Origin of the sequence: Mycobacterium sp. 134 (assembly GCF_048282715.1) — a bacterium.
Taxonomy (GTDB): domain Bacteria; phylum Actinomycetota; class Actinomycetes; order Mycobacteriales; family Mycobacteriaceae; genus Mycobacterium; species Mycobacterium septicum.
This window is the reverse complement of the sequence record NZ_JBLVUN010000008.1, coordinates 6,019,782-6,036,571: the sequence shown is the minus strand read 5'-3', so window position 1 is coordinate 6,036,571 and position 16,790 is coordinate 6,019,782. Positions and strand designations below refer to the sequence as shown.

Annotated in this window: 18 protein-coding genes and 1 riboswitch; of the genes, 7 read left to right on the top strand and 11 right to left on the bottom strand. The window is 66.8% G+C overall.

The annotated features are described in order from the left end of the window. Window positions 1-12: 12 nt before the first annotated feature. Genes ACNQVK_RS33850 through ACNQVK_RS33840 form a run of 3 tightly spaced genes read right to left on the bottom strand, consistent with a single transcriptional unit; the run spans window position 13 to window position 1,960 of the window. A complete protein-coding gene (locus tag ACNQVK_RS33850; protein ID WP_418033132.1) occupies window positions 13-636 on the bottom strand; it encodes a TIGR03085 family metal-binding protein in 624 nt (207 codons plus the stop codon). An 18-nt stretch (window positions 637-654) separates the two neighbouring features. Beyond that, a complete protein-coding gene (locus ACNQVK_RS33845; protein ID WP_410341819.1) occupies window positions 655-1,221 on the bottom strand; it encodes a hypothetical protein in 567 nt (188 codons plus the stop codon). A gap of 19 nt (window positions 1,222-1,240) precedes the next feature. Next, the gene (locus tag ACNQVK_RS33840) at window positions 1,241-1,960 is read right to left on the bottom strand and encodes an MBL fold metallo-hydrolase (protein WP_418034487.1); all 720 of its coding nucleotides are present in this window, start codon (window positions 1,958-1,960) and stop codon (window positions 1,241-1,243) included. A gap of 96 nt (window positions 1,961-2,056) precedes the next feature. Here ACNQVK_RS33840 and ACNQVK_RS33835 point away from each other — a divergent pair, with 96 nt between their 5' ends. Beyond that, entirely contained in the window at window positions 2,057-2,836 is a 780-nt protein-coding gene (locus ACNQVK_RS33835; protein WP_418033130.1) for a hypothetical protein, read from the top strand. A 7-nt stretch (window positions 2,837-2,843) separates the two neighbouring features. Here the strand turns inward: ACNQVK_RS33835 and ACNQVK_RS33830 are convergent, their stop codons facing one another. From ACNQVK_RS33830 to ACNQVK_RS33810, 5 genes are all read right to left on the bottom strand, one after another. Beyond that, window positions 2,844-3,995: a lipase family protein gene (locus ACNQVK_RS33830; protein WP_418033128.1), complete on the bottom strand. Its 1,152-nt coding sequence runs from the start codon at window positions 3,993-3,995 to the stop codon at window positions 2,844-2,846. Beyond that, window positions 3,992-4,969, bottom strand: a complete 978-nt coding sequence (locus ACNQVK_RS33825) for an ABC transporter substrate-binding protein (RefSeq protein WP_418033126.1) — start codon at window positions 4,967-4,969, stop codon at window positions 3,992-3,994. Before ACNQVK_RS33825 ends, ACNQVK_RS33830 begins: the two co-directional genes overlap by 4 nt. Window positions 4,970-4,998: 29 nt before the next feature. Further along, window positions 4,999-5,757: an ABC transporter ATP-binding protein gene (locus ACNQVK_RS33820; RefSeq protein ID WP_418033124.1), complete on the bottom strand. Its 759-nt coding sequence runs from the start codon at window positions 5,755-5,757 to the stop codon at window positions 4,999-5,001. Continuing rightward, window positions 5,757-6,479 carry an ABC transporter permease gene (locus tag ACNQVK_RS33815; protein WP_418033122.1) on the bottom strand — a complete coding sequence of 241 codons (723 nt, stop codon included), beginning with the start codon at window positions 6,477-6,479 and terminating at the stop codon, window positions 5,757-5,759. The genes ACNQVK_RS33820 and ACNQVK_RS33815 overlap by 1 nt, the downstream gene beginning before the upstream one ends. Before the next feature lie 109 nt (window positions 6,480-6,588). Further along, window positions 6,589-7,914 (bottom strand): aryl-sulfate sulfotransferase, encoded by a 1,326-nt coding sequence (locus ACNQVK_RS33810; protein WP_418033120.1) that lies wholly within the window; start codon window positions 7,912-7,914, stop codon window positions 6,589-6,591. Between the two features lie 187 nt (window positions 7,915-8,101). On the opposite strand from ACNQVK_RS33810, the gene ACNQVK_RS33805 reads away from it, so the two are divergent. Next, complete coding sequence (locus ACNQVK_RS33805) at window positions 8,102-9,079, top strand: LacI family DNA-binding transcriptional regulator (RefSeq protein ID WP_418033119.1); 978 nt, start codon at window positions 8,102-8,104, stop codon at window positions 9,077-9,079. A gap of 1 nt (window position 9,080) precedes the next feature. On the opposite strand, the gene ACNQVK_RS33800 is transcribed toward ACNQVK_RS33805, so the two are convergent. Both ACNQVK_RS33800 and ACNQVK_RS33795 read right to left on the bottom strand, forming a co-directional pair. Further along, window positions 9,081-9,680 carry a TetR/AcrR family transcriptional regulator gene (locus ACNQVK_RS33800; protein ID WP_418033117.1) on the bottom strand — a complete coding sequence of 200 codons (600 nt, stop codon included), beginning with the start codon at window positions 9,678-9,680 and terminating at the stop codon, window positions 9,081-9,083. Beyond that, entirely contained in the window at window positions 9,664-10,509 is an 846-nt protein-coding gene (locus ACNQVK_RS33795; RefSeq protein WP_418033115.1) for an oxidoreductase, read from the bottom strand. Before ACNQVK_RS33795 ends, ACNQVK_RS33800 begins: the two co-directional genes overlap by 17 nt. A gap of 161 nt (window positions 10,510-10,670) precedes the next feature. Here ACNQVK_RS33795 and ACNQVK_RS33790 point away from each other — a divergent pair, with 161 nt between their 5' ends. Genes ACNQVK_RS33790 through ACNQVK_RS33775 form a run of 4 tightly spaced genes read left to right on the top strand, consistent with a single transcriptional unit; the run spans window position 10,671 to window position 15,117 of the window. Further along, window positions 10,671-12,116, top strand: a complete 1,446-nt coding sequence (locus ACNQVK_RS33790; RefSeq protein WP_418033113.1) for a hypothetical protein — start codon at window positions 10,671-10,673, stop codon at window positions 12,114-12,116. Then, window positions 12,113-13,582, top strand: coding sequence for an acyl-CoA reductase (locus ACNQVK_RS33785; RefSeq protein WP_418033111.1), 1,470 nt, complete (start codon window positions 12,113-12,115; stop codon window positions 13,580-13,582). Before ACNQVK_RS33790 ends, ACNQVK_RS33785 begins: the two co-directional genes overlap by 4 nt. Beyond that, entirely contained in the window at window positions 13,583-14,506 is a 924-nt protein-coding gene (locus tag ACNQVK_RS33780) for an SDR family NAD(P)-dependent oxidoreductase (protein ID WP_418033109.1), read from the top strand. 35 nt (window positions 14,507-14,541) lie between these two features. Further along, window positions 14,542-15,117: a TetR/AcrR family transcriptional regulator gene (locus ACNQVK_RS33775; RefSeq protein ID WP_418033107.1), complete on the top strand. Its 576-nt coding sequence runs from the start codon at window positions 14,542-14,544 to the stop codon at window positions 15,115-15,117. 17 nt (window positions 15,118-15,134) lie between these two features. Here the strand turns inward: ACNQVK_RS33775 and ACNQVK_RS33770 are convergent, their stop codons facing one another. Further along, window positions 15,135-15,347 carry a TOBE domain-containing protein gene (locus tag ACNQVK_RS33770; RefSeq protein ID WP_044515336.1) on the bottom strand — a complete coding sequence of 71 codons (213 nt, stop codon included), beginning with the start codon at window positions 15,345-15,347 and terminating at the stop codon, window positions 15,135-15,137. Between the two features lie 168 nt (window positions 15,348-15,515). Here ACNQVK_RS33770 and speB point away from each other — a divergent pair, with 168 nt between their 5' ends. Further along, window positions 15,516-16,517, top strand: coding sequence for an agmatinase (speB, locus tag ACNQVK_RS33765; RefSeq protein WP_418033105.1), 1,002 nt, complete (start codon window positions 15,516-15,518; stop codon window positions 16,515-16,517). A 35-nt stretch (window positions 16,518-16,552) separates the two neighbouring features. Then, a riboswitch (glycine riboswitch) is annotated at window positions 16,553-16,643 on the top strand. Window positions 16,644-16,790 lie beyond the last annotated feature (147 nt).

Here is a 16,790-nt window from a genome sequence, read left to right as displayed (position 1 = left end):
CTACCTGGTGTTTTACAACCCGCGACGGGCGGCGCGCAGCGCGGCGACGGCCGCGTCGTCACCGGAGAACGTCACGCGGGCCGGCTCTCGGCCGGCGGCGAACAACAACAGCTCACCCGGCTCTCCCGTCACCGTCACCTCCGGACCGGCGCCCACGGTGGCCAGCGTCTTGCCCGCCGGGGTGGTCAAGGCCACCCGGGCCGGAGACTTGCCCATCGTCATCCGGGCCATCGCGGCGATCCCGCGGGACAGCGCTGAGACCGTCGCGTCATCGAGATCCCTTGGCTCCCAATTCGGTTGAGCCCGGCGCACATCCTCGTTGTGGATGTACATCTCGGCCACGTTGACCAGCGGGTCCAGCAGTTTGAACGGGGAATACAGCGGCGGGCCCGCGGCGATCTGATCCACCAGGTCGCCCCATTCGGTGCTTTCGGTGACCTTCTGCTGGACGCGCTCGGTGTAGCCGGCGAGCTGGGGCACCAGGATGCCGGGGGCGGCGTCGAGGCGACGCTCGCGCACCACCAGGTGCGCGGCCAGGTCGCGGGCGGTCCAGCCCTCGCAGAGGGTGGGCGCATCAGGGCCCGCGGCACGCATGGACTCGACCAATGCGGCACGTTCGCGCCGAGCGATAGTCATACGCCGACTCTAGAAGCTCTAGAAGGTTTTCACCCCTTCGACAGCGATGACCATTCCGTGTCCGCTGCCGTCATTGCTGATGCGGGTGCCGTCCTCGCCCGCATCGATGGTCCAGCCCACCGCGCTGTACTTGCGATAGTCGAGGGTGACCACCGGAATGTCGCCGAGGTTGCCCACGATCCACTTGATCTGGCCGTCCGGGGTGAGCCTGACCCCGGTTGCGTGTTCCCCGTCGATCACCGGTGCATTCGTGAAGTCCGACTCGCATCCGACGTCCTGTTTGGACAGCTGGCAGCGGGTCCTGCCGGATTTGGTCTCGATGAAGACGTACCCGTTCTCCGGCTGCAGCGGGGTGGCCCCGGACGGCGCATGGGAGGTGCTGGGTGGAGCCGCTGCGGTGGTGCTCGGCGAGGGCGCCGGGCTGGATCGAGTGGGCCGTGCCGTCGGGAAACTGGGCTCGGTCGGTGACTGCGGGCTGGTGCTCGGGGTGCCCTCGATGCTCGATTGGCAGCCTGACAACAGCACACCCACAGCCAGCAGGGCGCTCAGCGGTTGCCACGCCTTCACCGCGCCAAGGCTACGCATCGCGCGCGATCGGGGCGGGTTATGACGCGCCGAAAAGCCCTGCGTAACCGTCGGCCAGCGCGCGCAGCTGCCCGGCCCCGTCGCCTTGGAACGAAGCGCCGTGCATGATCGCCAAAGTGGTGGGGTTCAGCTCGGCGAGCCGGGTCAGTGTGGGTGTCAGATTCGTGGTCGGGCCAGTGGCGTGGAACATTGCCTCGGCCTCCAATGCCGGTGCCACACAATCGGACTCGGTGATGGCCGGGCATTGCCCGATGTGGGTGAACAGGTCACCGGCGAGCAGCGTCGAGGTGGCCTCGTCGAACCACAGCCCGGCTTCCCAGTTGTGTGGCACATGTGGTGTGGCGATGAACCGCAGGCGGTGCCCACCGATGTCGTGCGCGGCCTCCGCCGGCGCGGTGACCGGCGCACGGTCACACATGTCGGTCAGCGACAACATGACGGCCAGCCGGCCATGGATCACCTCGGCGTGGGGTGCGGCCGCGAGGAACTGGTTGACGGCGCCACACTCGTCGGCTTCCAGGTGTCCGAACGAGATCCAGCGCAGCCGGCGCAGCGGCAGGACCCGTTCGACGGCCGCCGAGACCTGCGGGAACAGGAACCGCTGACCGGTGTGGAAGAGGAACGGCTCCTCCCCGGTCAGCAGGAACTGATTGAAGGTGAAGCCGTGCTCGGTGATCCCGGGTATCCAGGTGGACAGTCGATAGGTGTCCGGGGCGATCTCGTCGACTCGGGTTTCCAGGTCGGAGGCCATGAGTACATCGTCCGCCTGGGGAAATCCGACGGACGGGTTTTGCCGTCTTGGGATTTTCCCAGTTGCGTCACCTACCGTCGTCGCGTGCTCGGCAAAGCCCTCGATGCGTTTCTGGACTCTCCGTTGTCCGGAATCGTGCCGTGGGCGCTGATGGCGATCCTGGCCGGTCCCGGCCGGTACGAGATCGCGGTGTGGGGCGCACTCGGTTTCTCACTGCTGGTGCTGGCCCTGGACCGGCGCCGCCATATTCCGGTGCACGTGTTCGAGGGGCTCGGAGTCGCCTTCTTCGTGGTGCTGGCTGTCGTGGGGTTGGTGGCCTCCAGCGGCCAGAAAGCCTGGCTGGAAATGTGGTCGGGAGAGATCACCAACGCCACGCTCGCACTGTTCGCCCTGGTCAGTGTGGTGATCGGCCGGCCGTACACGACGGCCTACGCTCGCGACATCACTCCGCCGGACCATTGGGATACGCCGCTGTTCAAGCGCACCAACATGGTGGTGTCCGCGGTGTGGGCGGCGGCATTCGGCTTCTCGGCGTCGGTCGGCTTCCTCGGCGATGTGGTCTACGGCAGCACCGACAACTTCTGGACCGGCTGGATTCTTCAGCTGGCGGCGCTGTTCTTCGCCGTGGCCGTCACCGAGTTCTATCCCGAGTACGCCCGCGCCAGGGATGCGGCGCACGCGCACCATCCGGTGCCGTCATGGTCGCAGGTGTTCGAGTGGCTGCCGCCGTTCGTCCTGGCCACCGGTGTCGCCGGGTGGCTGCTGGCGACGGTCAGCAGCGGGGTGGCCTCTGATCTGGTGGTGGTCGGTGCGTTCGGGACGGCACTGCTGCGGTTGCGTGACCAGCGGGCTCGGGCACTGTAGGCAGGTGTCAGCGTGGACAGGTATTGACCGTTTTTCCGGCCATCAGGGTGTTCACAAAGTCCTGTACGTCCGGTAGTGAGGCGCCGATGACGCCACGGTGGTCCTGGCCGGCATACACCCGGTAGTCGACTGCGACGTCCTTGTCGCACATGGCTTTTGCCAGCGCGTCGACACCAGGTTGGGTTACCGCGGTATCGGCGGTGCCCTGCGCGATCATGACCGGTACCCCCGGGCTGAGGCGAGTCGGATCTTGGCGGCCGAGGTAGTCGTGCAGCGGGGTTACATTCGCATCCGCGGCGAAGACCTGTGCCGACGGCACCGGTGCAACGGCGCGGATCTGACCGATGCACGCAGTGCGGGCCGCGGTCAACAAGGGCTGCGCTTGCGGCGTGAAGATCTCATCCGGCTCGATGGCCGGATCGACCACGGCGGCGCCGAGCACCAGCAGTGGCAGGAAAGCTTGTGTTCCAGCGGCTTCCGGACTTCCGGAGCGTACAAAGTCGACTGCCTGGCTCATCCCCACCCCGCCGGGCGCGAGTGCCGCCGCGCCTTTCAGGTCGAGTTCGGGTGCGCGCTGCCCACCATCCTGCGCGGTGAACAGCGCTGCCTGCCCACCCTGGCTGTGGCCGATGGCCACCCAGTCCGTGCCGATGCCGGGGTTCAGTTCGCGGGCCGCCCGCACGATGTCGGTGACAGTGTTCGCCTCGCTGGTGCCGTCGACGTAGGGATGCCCGCCGGGGGTGCCCAGCCCCTGGTAGTCGGTTTGGACGACGGCGTAGCCGCGCGCCACCCAGGTGTCGAGCATCGTGGTCACCGGTCCGAGGTAGTCGTGGGCCAGACCGTCGGGCGTATCGGCCGAGGGGGCGCAGGTGTCGGCATAGCCGGTGGTGCCGTGGGCCCAGGAGATCACCGGCCAGCCGCCCTCGGGCGGCGGCGACTTGGGGACGGCCACGGTGCCCGACACCACGATGGGCTGGCCGTGCGCATCGTCGGAGACGTAGGTGATCAACCGCGTCTCGCCGCTGGGCAGCGCGGCGGCGGTGGTCAGCGGCCGTGCGGTGAGCAACTGCCCGGGATGCAGCCCGGGTTGGGTGGCCGTCGCACAGCCGGTGACCACGGCCGCTGCGGCCGCAGCGGCGAGTAGGCGATTTCTGGTCATGGCTTCCATTGTGTCGACTGCGGCAGGAACTGGTTGTCGAGGAACTTCGCGTAATCGGGCAGCTGCGTGCCCGGGTCGATGGACTTCTGCGTCTTGGCCCACGCCCCGAGCTCGGCCAGCTTGTCCGCCAGGTCCGGCTTCAGCTGCAGGGTGAAGTCGAACTCGCCGAGCACGGTGCCCAACAGCCCGGGGTCCAGCTGGGTGGCCTTGGCGACGGCGTCGACGGCGGCCTTGTCGTGCTGGGACAGGGCGGTGCCGGCGTCACCGAGTGCGGCGAGGAACGCGGTGATCGCCTTGCCCTTGGTCGAGACGGCCGATTCGGTGGCGACGAACAAGCTGTGCTGGTTGTAGGTTCCGCCGGTCAGGGCCACGGCGTCGTCGCCGAGGGTCTTGATGGTCTGCGCCTGGTAGGGCTGGAAGATCGACACGGCGTCGACATTGCGCTGGGTGGCGGCGGTGACGATCGCCGACGGGGCGACCTGGACCAGCTCAGCCTTGATGTTGTTCTGCGCCAAGGCGTTCGACACGTAGTACGCGGCACTCGTGCCCAGTGGAGTGCCGATCGACTTGCCTGCCAGATCCGCGACGGTGTTGATGCCCGCGCTGCGCCGGGCGACGATGCGCGATCCTTCCCAGCGGGAACCGTCGGCGATCACCCGCAGGGTCGGCGTACGGGTGAGCGCGGCCGAGGTCGGAACATCGGCGGCTGTGGTGATGTCGACTTGACCGGCGGCCACGGCCTGCAGTGCCTCCACTCCGGACTGGAAGTTCACCACCTTGACGTTCACGTTGTGCTTGCCGAACAGGCCGGTGTCGGCGGCGACCGGGATCTGCGCCCAGGACGGGTCGACGACGAATCCGACAGTGAGCTGATCGGCGTTCGAGGTGCCCGAGTCGGTGCAGGCGGTGCCTGTCACAGCCAGTGCGGCAGCGGCAACTGCTACGGCGACGATACGCCGAAGAGGAGTCTTCACGGTATGGGTTCCTTTGTGGGGGTAGGGGATCAGTGCACGGCGTGGTCGATGCCGAGCTGGTGGTGGAGGGTCTTGCGGATGTCGCTGTAGCCGGGTTGATCTGCCAGCGCGTCGGCGGGCCGGGGCCGGCTCAACGGGTTGGTGATCTGATCGGCGATCTGCCCGTCGCGCAGCACGCTCACGGTGTCGCCGAGCCGGATCGCCTCGTCGATGTCGTGCGTGACGAAGACGATCGTGCGGTTCAACCGCGTCCACAGATCGATCAGCAGATCCTGCATGCGCAGCCGGGTGAGTGCGTCGAGCGCCGCGAACGGTTCGTCCATCAGCATCACCGTCGGCTCCCCGGCCAGTACGCGGGCAATGCTGACCCGTTGCCGCATACCGCCGGACAACTCACCGGGTCGCTGGGAGGCCACGTCCTCACGTAGGCCCACCAAGTCCAGCAGTTCGTGGATCTTGTCCCGGCGCCCGGGTTTTGACAGCCGCCGGGCGGCCAGGGCGAAGTCGATGTTGTCGGCGACCGTCATCCACGGGAACAGCACGTCGCGCTGGAAGGCGACCCCGCGTCGGGGATGCGGTGCGGTGACCGCCTCGCCACTGTCGGTCACCGAGCCTGCGGTCGCGGTGATGAGCCCGGCCAGACAGTGCAGGAGTGTCGATTTGCCGCTGCCGGAGGCGCCGACGAGGACGGAGAACGATCCGTCGGGAATGGTCAGGGAAATGCCCTTGAGTGTCGGCTCCTGCTTGCCGGGGAACTTCACCACGAGATCGTGGGTCTGGATGGCCATCAGCGCTCCTCTTGAGCCCAACGGGTGAACGGGGACGTGACCGAGGCGACCAGCAGGTCGCACAGCGCGCCGACGATGCCGAGGATGATCAGGCAGAAGATCAGCCGATCGGCCTGGGAGAACAGCTGTGCCTGCGAGATCCGGTAGCCGATACCCGCAGTGGTGCCGGTCATCTCGGCCACCACGATGAGCACGAACGCCATCGCGGCTCCGACCCTCAGGCCCGATGCGATATCGGGGGCGGCCTCGGGCAGCACCACCTTGGACAACGTCTGCCAGCGGCCGGCCCCCAGACAACGGGCGGCCTTCAGATAGTCGACCGGTGTGCTCGCCAACCCGGAATGGCTGTTGATCCATACCGGGACGAAGACGCCGAGCGCGATGACCAGGAGCTTGCTGTTCTCGCCGAGCCCGAACCACAGGATCGCCAACGGGACGAGGCCGATCGTCGGGATCGGCGAGAACACCCGGAGCGCCGGTTGCAGCAGGTTGCGCCCCGCCTTGGTGGTGGCGGTGAACACCGCGACGACGATCCCGGCGGCGGCGCCGATCGCGAAACCGACTGCCGCCCTGCGCAAACTGGCGGCGATGTCGTCGGCCAGCAGGCCTTCGGTCCACAGGGTGTGCCCGGCTGCGAGGATCTCGGGCACGCTCGGGAACAGCTGCCGCGGGAACCGCCCGGTCGCCACGATCAGCGACCACAACGCCGCGGCGATCCCCAAGCCGGCGACCGTCCAACCCAGGACACCCAACCGCGCGAACGCCGACCGCAGCCCGGGCCCGGGTATCGGCCCGCGCTCGCGGCCGGCATCCGGACCGCCAAACCGGCTGTCATGGACGGCTTCCCGATTCAGTCCCGACTGCGCGCAGCGGTTCGCGCAAGGTACCCGCGGGCACCCAGTCGAACGGCACGGCCTGCGACCGGTACACCAGCGCGGTCCGGGTGAGCCGGTCGATCCCGGGCACCCTGGTCTGCTTGACCTCGGGCTCGCCGGCGACGCCGTAACCCTGGTACGGGCTGTGATACTCCCACACCACATCACCGTCAGGGGTGACCTGGAACAACCGCCCCTGCATCCCCTCGGTGATCAAGGTGTTGCCGTTGGGAAGTCGCTGGGCATTGCTGACGAACGAACTGAAGAAGGTCCAGGACGGCAGGCCCGAGTCTTCAGCGGTGTACTGCCACACGATTTCCATGGAGGCGGGGTCGATTTCGAGGATCCGCGACCCGGCGTAGATGCCCAGCGGTGCGGCCGGGTATCCGGCTCCGCCCTGGTTGTCGAACACCAGGACGTTGCCCGCACCGGGAAGGCCGGCGGCGATCATGTGCGGGTTGTGCTGACCGGAGGTCTGATCGACCGGGCGCGGCACCTTGTGCACGTTGATCCGCTGATGCTGCGCGCCGATCTCGGCGTCGTAGTAGGGACCCAGCTTCCAGGAGATGGCTCCGGACGGCTTGTCGATCAGGGCGACGATGTTGGCCTTGCGGAAGCTGATCAGGATGTTGTCGGGGTGGAAGGCGGAGTCCGGATCATCCCCGTACCACCGGTTGGGCCCAAGGGTTTTGGCGCTGTTCATCTCCAGATATCCCCAGGGATCGTCGGGGTCGCGAGCGACGGTCTGGCGCAGGGCATCCCATCCGGCCTCGGAGAATCCGAACTCGTCGAGGTGATCGCCGGCCAGCCACTGCCAGACGATCTCGCCTTCGGCTGTGACTTCGTAAAGTCCCTGATCGCCCACGGTGTGCGCACCGAGACCGGGTACCACGCGGGGGACAGTGACCAGGATCAGGCGGTTGCCGTTGGGCAGCAGTTCCCAGTCGTGGTTCTGCCGGGCCGCACCGTCAGGCGCCTGCGTGCCCCATTCCCAGACGATCTCACCGTCCCAGTCGAGTTGGCCGACGGTGCCGTTGGCGTAGATGCCGCCGCGGGCGTCGTCGCTGTCGGACAGTTGCACCCCGACGTCGCCGAGGCGTCCGTCGTTGAGCGCAGGATCCACAATGCGCGGTGGAACACCGGCATACGGCCACTCGTGCACCACGGTGCCGTTGAGGTCGATCACCCGGGTGGTTCCGTCGGCGCCGGTGAACAGGATGTAACTGTCGTGGACAAGGTCGGGATCGAGGTAGCTGACTCCGCTGGGACGTACAAATGCCATGTCAGTTACTCCACCAATGTCCGGTTACAACCACGGGTCCTCCTCGTTACGGTTCTAATCGATTAGCGTAAGCAGGCGAAGCGTGGACGGAACCGTCACAATCGAGGTGATTCAAACTCTTTCGAGCCGTCATCTACGAGCGGAGGGTCCAGCCGTTGTGAGTGGTAAACGTCCGACACTGGCAGATGTGGCCAGCCGCGCCGGCACTTCGACGGCGGTGGTGAGTTATGTGCTCAACAACGGCCCGCGCCCGGTGTCAGAATTGTTGCGGGCCAAGGTGATCAGGGCGATCGACGAGTTGAACTACCGGCCCGACGTGCGGGCCAGGGCGCTGCGCCGGTCGCGGCGATGGCGGCAGATCGGACTGTTGGTCCCCGACCTCACACTGCCGCTGTTCGGTGAGTTCGTGGGGCGGATCGAGATCGAAGCCCGGGCACGCGACCACCTGACACTGATCGGTAACACCGGCTACGACCCCGAGCGGGAACTGGAGTTCGCGTCCGCCTTCGCCGAAGTCGGGGTCGACGGGCTGCTGGTGGTCGGTGCGGCGAACGCCCCCGGAACCGCGAATCTGTGTCGGCAGGAACGTATTCCGGTGGTGTGGATGCACAACATCCGCGGTGAGGTGGAAGCCGACATCGTCGCTGTGGATCACGTGGATGCCGGCGCACTCGTCGCCCGGCACCTGCTCGATGTACATGGCTGTCGCGACATCGCGTTCGTCGGCGGTTTCACCGAGGACGACGTCCATCACGGTGACCGCGAAACCGTGCAACAGCGGTTCGAGGGCGTCGCCTCCGTCGTCGGGCACGACCTCCCACTCATCCGGACCGATCTCACCCCGTCCGGCGCCTACACCGCGGTCGGAGAGTTTCTGCGTCGCGCCGAACATGTCCCGCACGCGTTCGTGGTGGGCACCTATGGTCAGTCGGCCGCCACGATCCGGGCGATCAGCGATGCGGGGCTGCGGGTGCCCGCCGACATCGGGGTGGTCGGTTTCGACGGCGGCGCCGTCGATTACGGGCAGGTGCGGCTCACCGCGGTGCAACAACCCGTCGATGCCTTGGCACGCCAGGCGCTCGGCCTGTTGCTCGGGGATGCCCCGGTTGCCGGAGACGCCCTGGCGGCCGCGCTGCGGGTGGGGGAGACCTGCGGTTGCGCGTGAGCTAGGCGGGATCGGGAAGCAGTCCCCGCAGCGCGGTCGCGGCCAGCCGGCGCGCGTGTTCCTCGGTGAGCGCGCAATGGCCGGTCATGCGCCGGAAGATGAGTGGGCCGAACAGGATGTCGATGACATCGTCGATCGCGATACCGGCGTCGGCGTCGCCGCGGTCCACTCCGCGCTGCCAAAGCTCGGTGATCGCGGCGCGGCGGCCGTTGAGGAAGTACTCACGGAAATACGCTGCACCGGTCCTGTCCTCGACGCAGGCCGCGAGCAACTGGGCGAACACCTGACCGCGGGCACTGGAGTAGAACGCCGAGACACGTACCACCTGCTCGGTGAGATCGCCCGTGGTGCTGCCGGTATCGGGCAGTGGCAGTGCTTCGGCCATCATGGTGCCGAATGCCTCGGCCGCGACGGCGGTACGCGACGGCCAGTGCTTGTACAGCGTGGCCTTGCTGGCGCCGGACCGGGCCGCGATCGCGTCCATGGTTGCCGACGGGAATCCGCCCTCGTCGAGCAGTTCGGCTGTTGCGACCAGGATCGCCTGGTGGATGCGGTCGCTGCGCGCGCCGGCGGGGCGGACGAACTCAGCTCGCAGTGACATCGTCGAAATCCGTTGATTCCGAGACGCTTCGCCACTGTGCGAGCTCTTCCTGGACGTGGGCGATCTTGCCCTCGACCGCCGCGATGGTGTCGTTGCCCAGCAGGAGGCGCAGCGGCGGCCGTGGCGCTTCGACGACGTCGATGATGGCCTTGGCGGCCTTCACCGGGTCGCCGGGCTGGTCGTGGTTACGTTCCCCTGCGGCGACGCGCATCTGGCCGGCGGGGCCGTCGGCATAGTCGTCGATGACATTGCGCTGGGTCTGCAGGCTCGACGAGTCGAGGAAGTCGGTGCGGAAGTAACCGGGCTCGACCACCATGACGTGAACGCCCAGCGGCCGCAGTTCGGCGTGCAGTGCCTCGGAGAGCGCCTCGACGGCGAACTTGGTCGATGCGTAGACGCCCCACCCGGGCGAGCCGACGAATCCGCCGACCGAGGAGATGTTGACGATGGTGCCCGATCGCTGGGCCCGTAGCACCGGGGTGACGGCACGGGTGACGGTCAGCAGTCCGAAGACGTTCGTCTCGTAGACGGCCCGCACCTCGGCGTCGGTGGCTTCTTCGACGGCGCCGAGTAGGCCGCGCCCGGCATTGTTGATCAGCACGTCGATGTGGCCGAAGCGATCGACCGCGGCCTGTGCGGCCTGTCGCGCCTGCTCCTCGTTGGTGACGTCCAGGGCTACGGCGAGCACGTTGTCGTCCTCGCCCAGTGCGGCGGTGACGGCGGCGGCGTCGCGTGCGGTGGCGACCACCTGATGACCGCGGGCCAGCGCGTCGCGGGCGATCTGCAATCCGAATCCGCGGGAAGCTCCGGTGATGAACCAAACGCTCATGTCTCTGACCACCTGTTCTCTGTCTATCTGAACTGTACGTCCAGTTTAGTTACGTCGATGGTCGATGCAACGGTGTCGCTCGCGGAGGTATTCCACGGGCTCGCTAATTGCATTTGACTGCACTATTGCATGAAACTGCATTTGATGCGTACCGTCATCTCATGACGACACAGCAGTCGGCGCCCCCGGATCGGCGCACGGTGGAACAGTTCATGGATGACCCGATCGGATACTTCGGCGAGTCACTGACGCGGATGCACAGCGTGCCGCGCGCGGAACTCGAAGAACTGCAGCGGCAGGCGATGGCAATCAGGTTCGGCCAGCACCGCGGCAGCATCGAGATCGTGCGCAAGCTCGCCGACCGGCTCGGCGTCGACGAGCTGCACCAGTTCGACGACGTCGTCCCGCTGCTGTTACCGCACACCGCGTACAAGTCGTATCCCGCGGTGCTGGTCGACAACAAGCGCTTCGACCTGCTGACGCAGTGGCTGGGCAAGCTGACCAGTTATGACCTGTCGGAGGTCGACACCCAGGGCTGCACTGGGATCGACGACTGGATCGAGCGCCTCGATCGGCAGACGCCGCTGGAGGTGATCACCTCCAGCGGAACCACCGGCACGCTGTCGATCATCCCCAAGGACAAGCAGGGTGCTCGCGAGGGCATGATCCTGTGGAAGATCTGCCTGTTCCAGACCTTCGGCACCGAACCGACTGCCGCGGAACTCAATCCGAAGGTCGAGGTGATCTGGCCGAACTTCGCCAGCGGCAAGCTGGGCCACCTACGTATCGCCGACATGATCAAGGGAGGTTTCACCGGCGGCGACGAGACCAAGTTCCATGCCCTCTATCCGGAGGCGGTCGACACCGACCTGATGTTCCTCGCCTCGAAGATGCGTGCGGCGGCGTCGCGCGGTGAACTGGACCGGCTGGTGATCGACCCCGCGCTGTCCGCCCGTAAGGACGAGTTCATCGCGATGCAGGCGCGCCAGCCCGAGGACCTGGACAAGTTCTTCACCACGATCACCGAGAAGCTGTCCGGTAGGCGGATTTTCATGATCGGCACCTACAACCTGATGTACGACGTGGCCAAAGCCGGCCTGGATCGCGGCATCTCCGGCGTCTTCGCCGCAGACTCGGCGATCCTCACCGGCGGCGGCATGAAAGGCTTCGTGCTTCCGGACGACTACATGGACGTGATCCGGCGGTTCCTCGGGGTCGAGCGCATCCAGGAGGGCTACGGCTTTTCCGAGCAGAGCGCATTTCACTGGGGGTGCAGCGAGGGGCGCTATCACGTGCAGCCGTGGGTGATTCCCTTCGTTCTCGACCCGGAGACCAGCGAGCCGCTGCCTCGCACCGGGCGGCAGACCGGCCGGGCTGCGGTGTACGACCTTCTCCTCAAAGCGCATTGGGGCGGCGCGATCTCCGGCGACGAGGTGACGATCGACTGGGACCTGAAATGCCCGTGCGACCAGACCAGCGTCGCCTTCGAGCACGACATCATCCGCTACAGCGAGAAACAGGGCGTCGACGATGACCGGATCACGTGTGCGGCCACCCATGAGGTCCACAACGAGGCGGTCAACTTCATGAAGGCGTTCGAATCATGAGTGCCTATACGGTTCCCCTGGTCCTGCGCGGTGAGCTCGTCACCGATGATCTGGTGTCGTTCGGAACGCGCAGCGGTGCGGCGGAATTCGAGGCGCCGGACATGTACCGCATCGTCGATCGGCTGCCGTTGTCCAGCCCGGCGCAGATGGCCGACCTGTACGAGCTGAGTTTCGACGAGATCCTCGACGTTTTGCAGGCGCTCGGCGACGCCTTGGCCTTCGACACCAATCCCCATCTGCAGCAGGCGTATGAGGCGGCATTGGTGGCCAATGTCCTGCCGGCCCGGATGCTGGAGAACAGCTACCGCGTTCTGCAACCGTTGTTCTCCCGGCAGAACGTGTTGGAGGTGGCCGACAGTCAGGTCGGCCTGGATCATCTCAACGGGTGGGTGCCACGCCGGCTGGCCGACGGCCGCGAGGTTCGGGTCCGGGCCTTCGGCGCCCGGACGGTGCACATCCCGGCCGGCAATGGGGGACTGGTTTCGGCGGTGACGGTCCTGCGGTCGGTGATCACCCGCTCCGATGCGATCATCAAGGCGCCGTCGAATGATCCGCTCACCGCGGTTGCCATCGCGCGGACGCTGGCCGAGGTGGCCCCCGGCCATCCCATCACCAGACATCTTTCCGTCGGCTATTGGAAAGGCGGCGACGTCGAGGTCGAGGAGGCCCTGTACCGGCCCGAGCACATCGAAAAGATCGTCGCGTGGGGCGGTTTGGCGTCGGTCAAGCACGTCACCCGCTACATCCAGCCCGGGCTGGAACTTATCTCGCTCGACCCCAAACGCAGCGCGACCATCATCGGGGGTGAGGCGTTCGCCGACGAGAAGACGATGCGTGAGGTGGCCCGGGCCGCGGCGGTCGACATCGGCGTCGCCAATCAGGAGGGCTGTGCCAATGCCCGGGTGATCTACGTCTTGAGCGGAACCGATGAGGCCGGGGTCGACACGGCGAACCGCTTCGGCGAGATGATCTACCAAGAACTGACCGCGCTCCCCGAGTTCGTCAGCACCGCACCGCGGTATCCGAACCGCGACCTGCTCGAGTATGTGGAGTCGTCGCGGTTGACCGAGGACTTCTACCGGGTGGTCGGTGGCCGCAACCGCGAGGGCGCGATCATCGTGTCGCAGTTCGACTCCCAGGTGGACTACTCGTCGATGCTGTCCGGGCGGGTGGCCAACGTGGTGCCGGTCGACAGCATCGACAAGGTCACCGAAGCCGTCAACTCCTACACCCAGACGATCGGCATCTACCCGGAGTCACTGAAGCGGCGACTACGCGACACCCTCGGACTGTTCGGTGCGCAGCGGCTCACCAGCCTGGGGTATGCCTGCAGCGTGCCCATCGCTGCGCCGCAGGACGGTATCGAACCGATCCGGCGGATGTGCAAATGGATCGTCGAGGAATCGTGCGACCCTGATGCGGTGACCCCGCTGTGGCGCCTTGCCGCGGCAACGACGGAGGCATAGATGTCTGTACCGACCGCACTCGACATGGTCGACGGGATCGACCTGGGCGGCAAGACGTGTGTGATCACCGGTGCCACTTCAGGACTCGGTCGGGAGTCGGCGCGGGCCCTGGCCGTGGCCGGTGCCCATGTGGTGCTGGCCGCACGCAGCCCCGACGCGTTGACCGAGTCCGCCGACCGGATCCGCTCCGAGGCGCCGGGGGCGCGGGTCTCCACGGCCCGGCTGGACCTGGCCTCGCTGGCCGGTGTCCGGGCCGGTGCCGAGTCGATCAGCAGGATCGCCCCGGTCATCGATGTCCTGATGAACAACGCCGGCGTCATGTTCACCCCTTTCGGCCGCACTGCCGATGGATTCGAAATGCAGTTCGGGACAAACCATCTCGGCCATTTCGAACTGACCCGCCTGCTCACGCCGCAGCTGTCCGCCGCGAACGGGGCCCGGGTGGTGATCCTGTCCTCTGACGGTCACACGATGGCCGACGTCGACCTCGACGATCCCAACTGGGAGCGGCGAAGCTACGACAAGTTCCTCGCCTACGGGGCGTCGAAAACCGCGAACATCCTGCACATGGTCGAACTCGACCGGCAGCTCGGCGGCCGGGGGGTACGCGCCTGTTGCGTGCACCCGGGCGTCGTCGCCACCTCGCTGGCCCGGCACATGACCCGCGACGATTTTGCGGCGCTCAACGACATCACGCCCGCGAGACCGAGCGCGGAGACCGAACGTATCGACGTCCGTCACGACTTCGTGCTCCCCGACCAGGGGGCGGCGACGCAGGTGTGGGCCGCGGTGAGCCCGGAGTTGACCGGGGTCGGTTCGGTGTACCTGGCAGACTGCCGGATCCGGCCCGAACTCGTCCCGTATGCGGTCGATCCGGACCGGGCGGCACAGCTGTGGGGCCTGTCGGAATCACTGTGCAGCTGACCGGCTTTGCCGGGCCATCGGTAAGGTCGGTGGCCATGGATCGAACGCAGCGGCGCAAGCAGGAAGTGCGCGAGCGCATACTGCAGGCCGCATTCGATCTGTTCCTGTCGCAGGGCGTCGACGCCACCAAGATCGAGGACATCTGCGAGCGGGCCGACGTTGCGAACCGGACCTTCTTCAACCACTTCGCCACCCGGCAGGACATGCTGGCCGCGCTGGCCGAGCAGCGGTTGCTCAACCTTCAGGAGGTGTTGCGCGACCGGTCGGGCGAGCCGGTGCCGGCGCGACTCATCGGGCTTTTCGACGACATCGCCGGCACGCTGACCCGGTCCGGCGACACCTACCGCGAACTGATCGGGGCGTTGTTCGCCACCACCGGATTGCGGCTGCCGCGGGGCTACGGACTGCACCAGACGTTCGTCGAACTGATCGAGGACGGTGTCGCGCGGGGGGAGGTCACGCGTAAACACGATCCGCGCACCCTGGCCGACATCATCGTCGGCGCGTTGGTCGGCGGCGTCATCAGCTGGACCACCGAGGAGAGCTACTCGCTCGACGCAGGCCTGCACGACCTGGCCGTTGCGCTGGTGGACCTGCTGCAGGCGGACTGAGGCGGGCGTATCCGACGTCAGTCGACGCCGAGCATCACCTCGGTCGACTTGACCAGCACCGTCGCCGCGGTGCCCGGCGCCAGACCCAGTTCCTCGACGGCTTCCTTCGTGATGGAGGCCGTGACGATCTGGTCACCGCCGTCGAGCTTGACCTTCACGGTCGCCATGACCGCGCCGATCGTGACCTCGGTGACCGTGCCGGTGAGCTGGTTACGGGTGGACAGACGCATCGCGGACCTCCGTCGATCAGTGGCTGACGTGCGGCTCTGACGATAGGCGCTTGTGCGATTGCTCAAAGGCACTCGCCAGTGTTTGGGCATTGTCTGCTCGCTGCGGGCGTGCACCGGGAGTGATGCTGACTGTCAACACCCGGCGAGTCGAAAGGCTGGAAACCACAGATGAGCACGCATGACGGCATCATCGGCGCACTGCCCGCCACCCAGGTCCCGCGCTACGCCGGGAAGGGCACCTTCGCCCGGATCGCCGACATCCACGAGGTGTCCGACTACGACATCGCGATCCTCGGCGTGCCCTTCGACGGCGGCACCTCCTACCGGCCCGGTGCCCGATTCGGTCCGATGGCGGTCCGGCAGGCCGCGCGCACCCTCCGTCCCGGCTATCACGTCGAACTCGGCGTCGCGCCGCTGGAGCACGTGCAGGTGGTCGATGCCGGAGACGTCGCCGTCACGCCGTACAACATCGACGAGGCCTGCCGGCAGATCCAGGATCACGCCTCCGACATCCTCACCGGCGGCGACCGTCGCATCGTGTCCATCGGCGGTGACCACACCATCGCGCTGCCGAACCTGCGGGCCCTGCACGCCAAGCACGGTCCCGTCGCGCTGGTCCACTTCGACGCGCACCTGGACACCTGGGACACCTACTTCAACGCGCCGGTCACGCACGGCACGATCTTCCGCCGGGCGTTCGAGGAGGGGTTGCTGATCGAGGATCACTCGATCCACGTCGGCATCCGCGGCCCGATCTACGACCAGATCGATCTCGACGACGACGCCCGCATGGGATTCAAGATCATCCGGGCGGGCGACCTCGACGTGATCGGCACCGACGCGGCCGTCGACGTGGTGCGCCGCCGGGTCGACGACCTCCCGGTGTACCTGTCCATCGACATCGACGTGCTCGACCCGGCGTTCGCCCCGGGCACCGGCACACCCGAATCCGGTGGTCTGACCTCGCGCGAGCTGCTGAAGATGCTGCGCAAGATGTCCGGCCTCAACATCGTCGGCGCCGACGTCGTCGAGGTGGCCCCCGCCTACGACCATGCCGAAATCACCAGCGTGGCGGCGGCCACGGTGGTGTTCGACATCGTGTCGCTCATGGTCGCCGGACGGCAGTCGAATCTGCCCGTCAACGGTGAGGTTGCGGCCACGGCGCCCTGATCGAGTAGCATCCGTCACATAACTCAATACGTCGATGACGCATTGTGGGAGAACCTCCGATTCCGGAGGCGCCGTAGGAGCAACTCCTCCCCGGGAATCTCTCAGGCCCAATACCGCAGTGTCGAGACAACTCTGGAGAACAGCGCGATCGCAGGATCGGGCTTACCGAAGGGGAAAGGCGCAACGCGCTAAAACTCTCAGGTTTCAGGACAGAGCGGGGAGGTGTCACTTCACGACGCATCGTGTAACCGCGGTGCCCGAAACCGGAGTCAC

What these genes read in the sequence shown, in the direction of transcription:
- ACNQVK_RS33850 (WP_418033132.1), bottom strand. Translation starts at nt 636, where the DNA reads ATGACTATCGCTCGGCGCGAACGTGCCGCATTGGTCGAGTCCATGCGT.
- ACNQVK_RS33845 (WP_410341819.1), bottom strand. Translation starts at nt 1,221, where the DNA reads ATGCGTAGCCTTGGCGCGGTGAAGGCGTGGCAACCGCTGAGCGCCCTG.
- ACNQVK_RS33830 (WP_418033128.1), bottom strand. Translation starts at nt 3,995, where the DNA reads ATGACCAGAAATCGCCTACTCGCCGCTGCGGCCGCAGCGGCCGTGGTC.
- ACNQVK_RS33820 (WP_418033124.1), bottom strand. Translation starts at nt 5,757, where the DNA reads ATGGCCATCCAGACCCACGATCTCGTGGTGAAGTTCCCCGGCAAGCAG.
- ACNQVK_RS33810 (WP_418033120.1), bottom strand. Translation starts at nt 7,914, where the DNA reads ATGGCATTTGTACGTCCCAGCGGAGTCAGCTACCTCGATCCCGACCTT.
- ACNQVK_RS33800 (WP_418033117.1), bottom strand. Translation starts at nt 9,680, where the DNA reads ATGTCACTGCGAGCTGAGTTCGTCCGCCCCGCCGGCGCGCGCAGCGAC.
- ACNQVK_RS33795 (WP_418033115.1), bottom strand. Translation starts at nt 10,509, where the DNA reads ATGAGCGTTTGGTTCATCACCGGAGCTTCCCGCGGATTCGGATTGCAG.
- ACNQVK_RS33790 (WP_418033113.1), top strand. Translation starts at nt 10,671, where the DNA reads ATGACGACACAGCAGTCGGCGCCCCCGGATCGGCGCACGGTGGAACAG.
- ACNQVK_RS33785 (WP_418033111.1), top strand. Translation starts at nt 12,113, where the DNA reads ATGAGTGCCTATACGGTTCCCCTGGTCCTGCGCGGTGAGCTCGTCACC.
- ACNQVK_RS33780 (WP_418033109.1), top strand. Translation starts at nt 13,583, where the DNA reads ATGTCTGTACCGACCGCACTCGACATGGTCGACGGGATCGACCTGGGC.
- ACNQVK_RS33775 (WP_418033107.1), top strand. Translation starts at nt 14,542, where the DNA reads ATGGATCGAACGCAGCGGCGCAAGCAGGAAGTGCGCGAGCGCATACTG.
- ACNQVK_RS33770 (WP_044515336.1), bottom strand. Translation starts at nt 15,347, where the DNA reads ATGCGTCTGTCCACCCGTAACCAGCTCACCGGCACGGTCACCGAGGTC.
- speB (WP_418033105.1), top strand. Translation starts at nt 15,516, where the DNA reads ATGAGCACGCATGACGGCATCATCGGCGCACTGCCCGCCACCCAGGTC.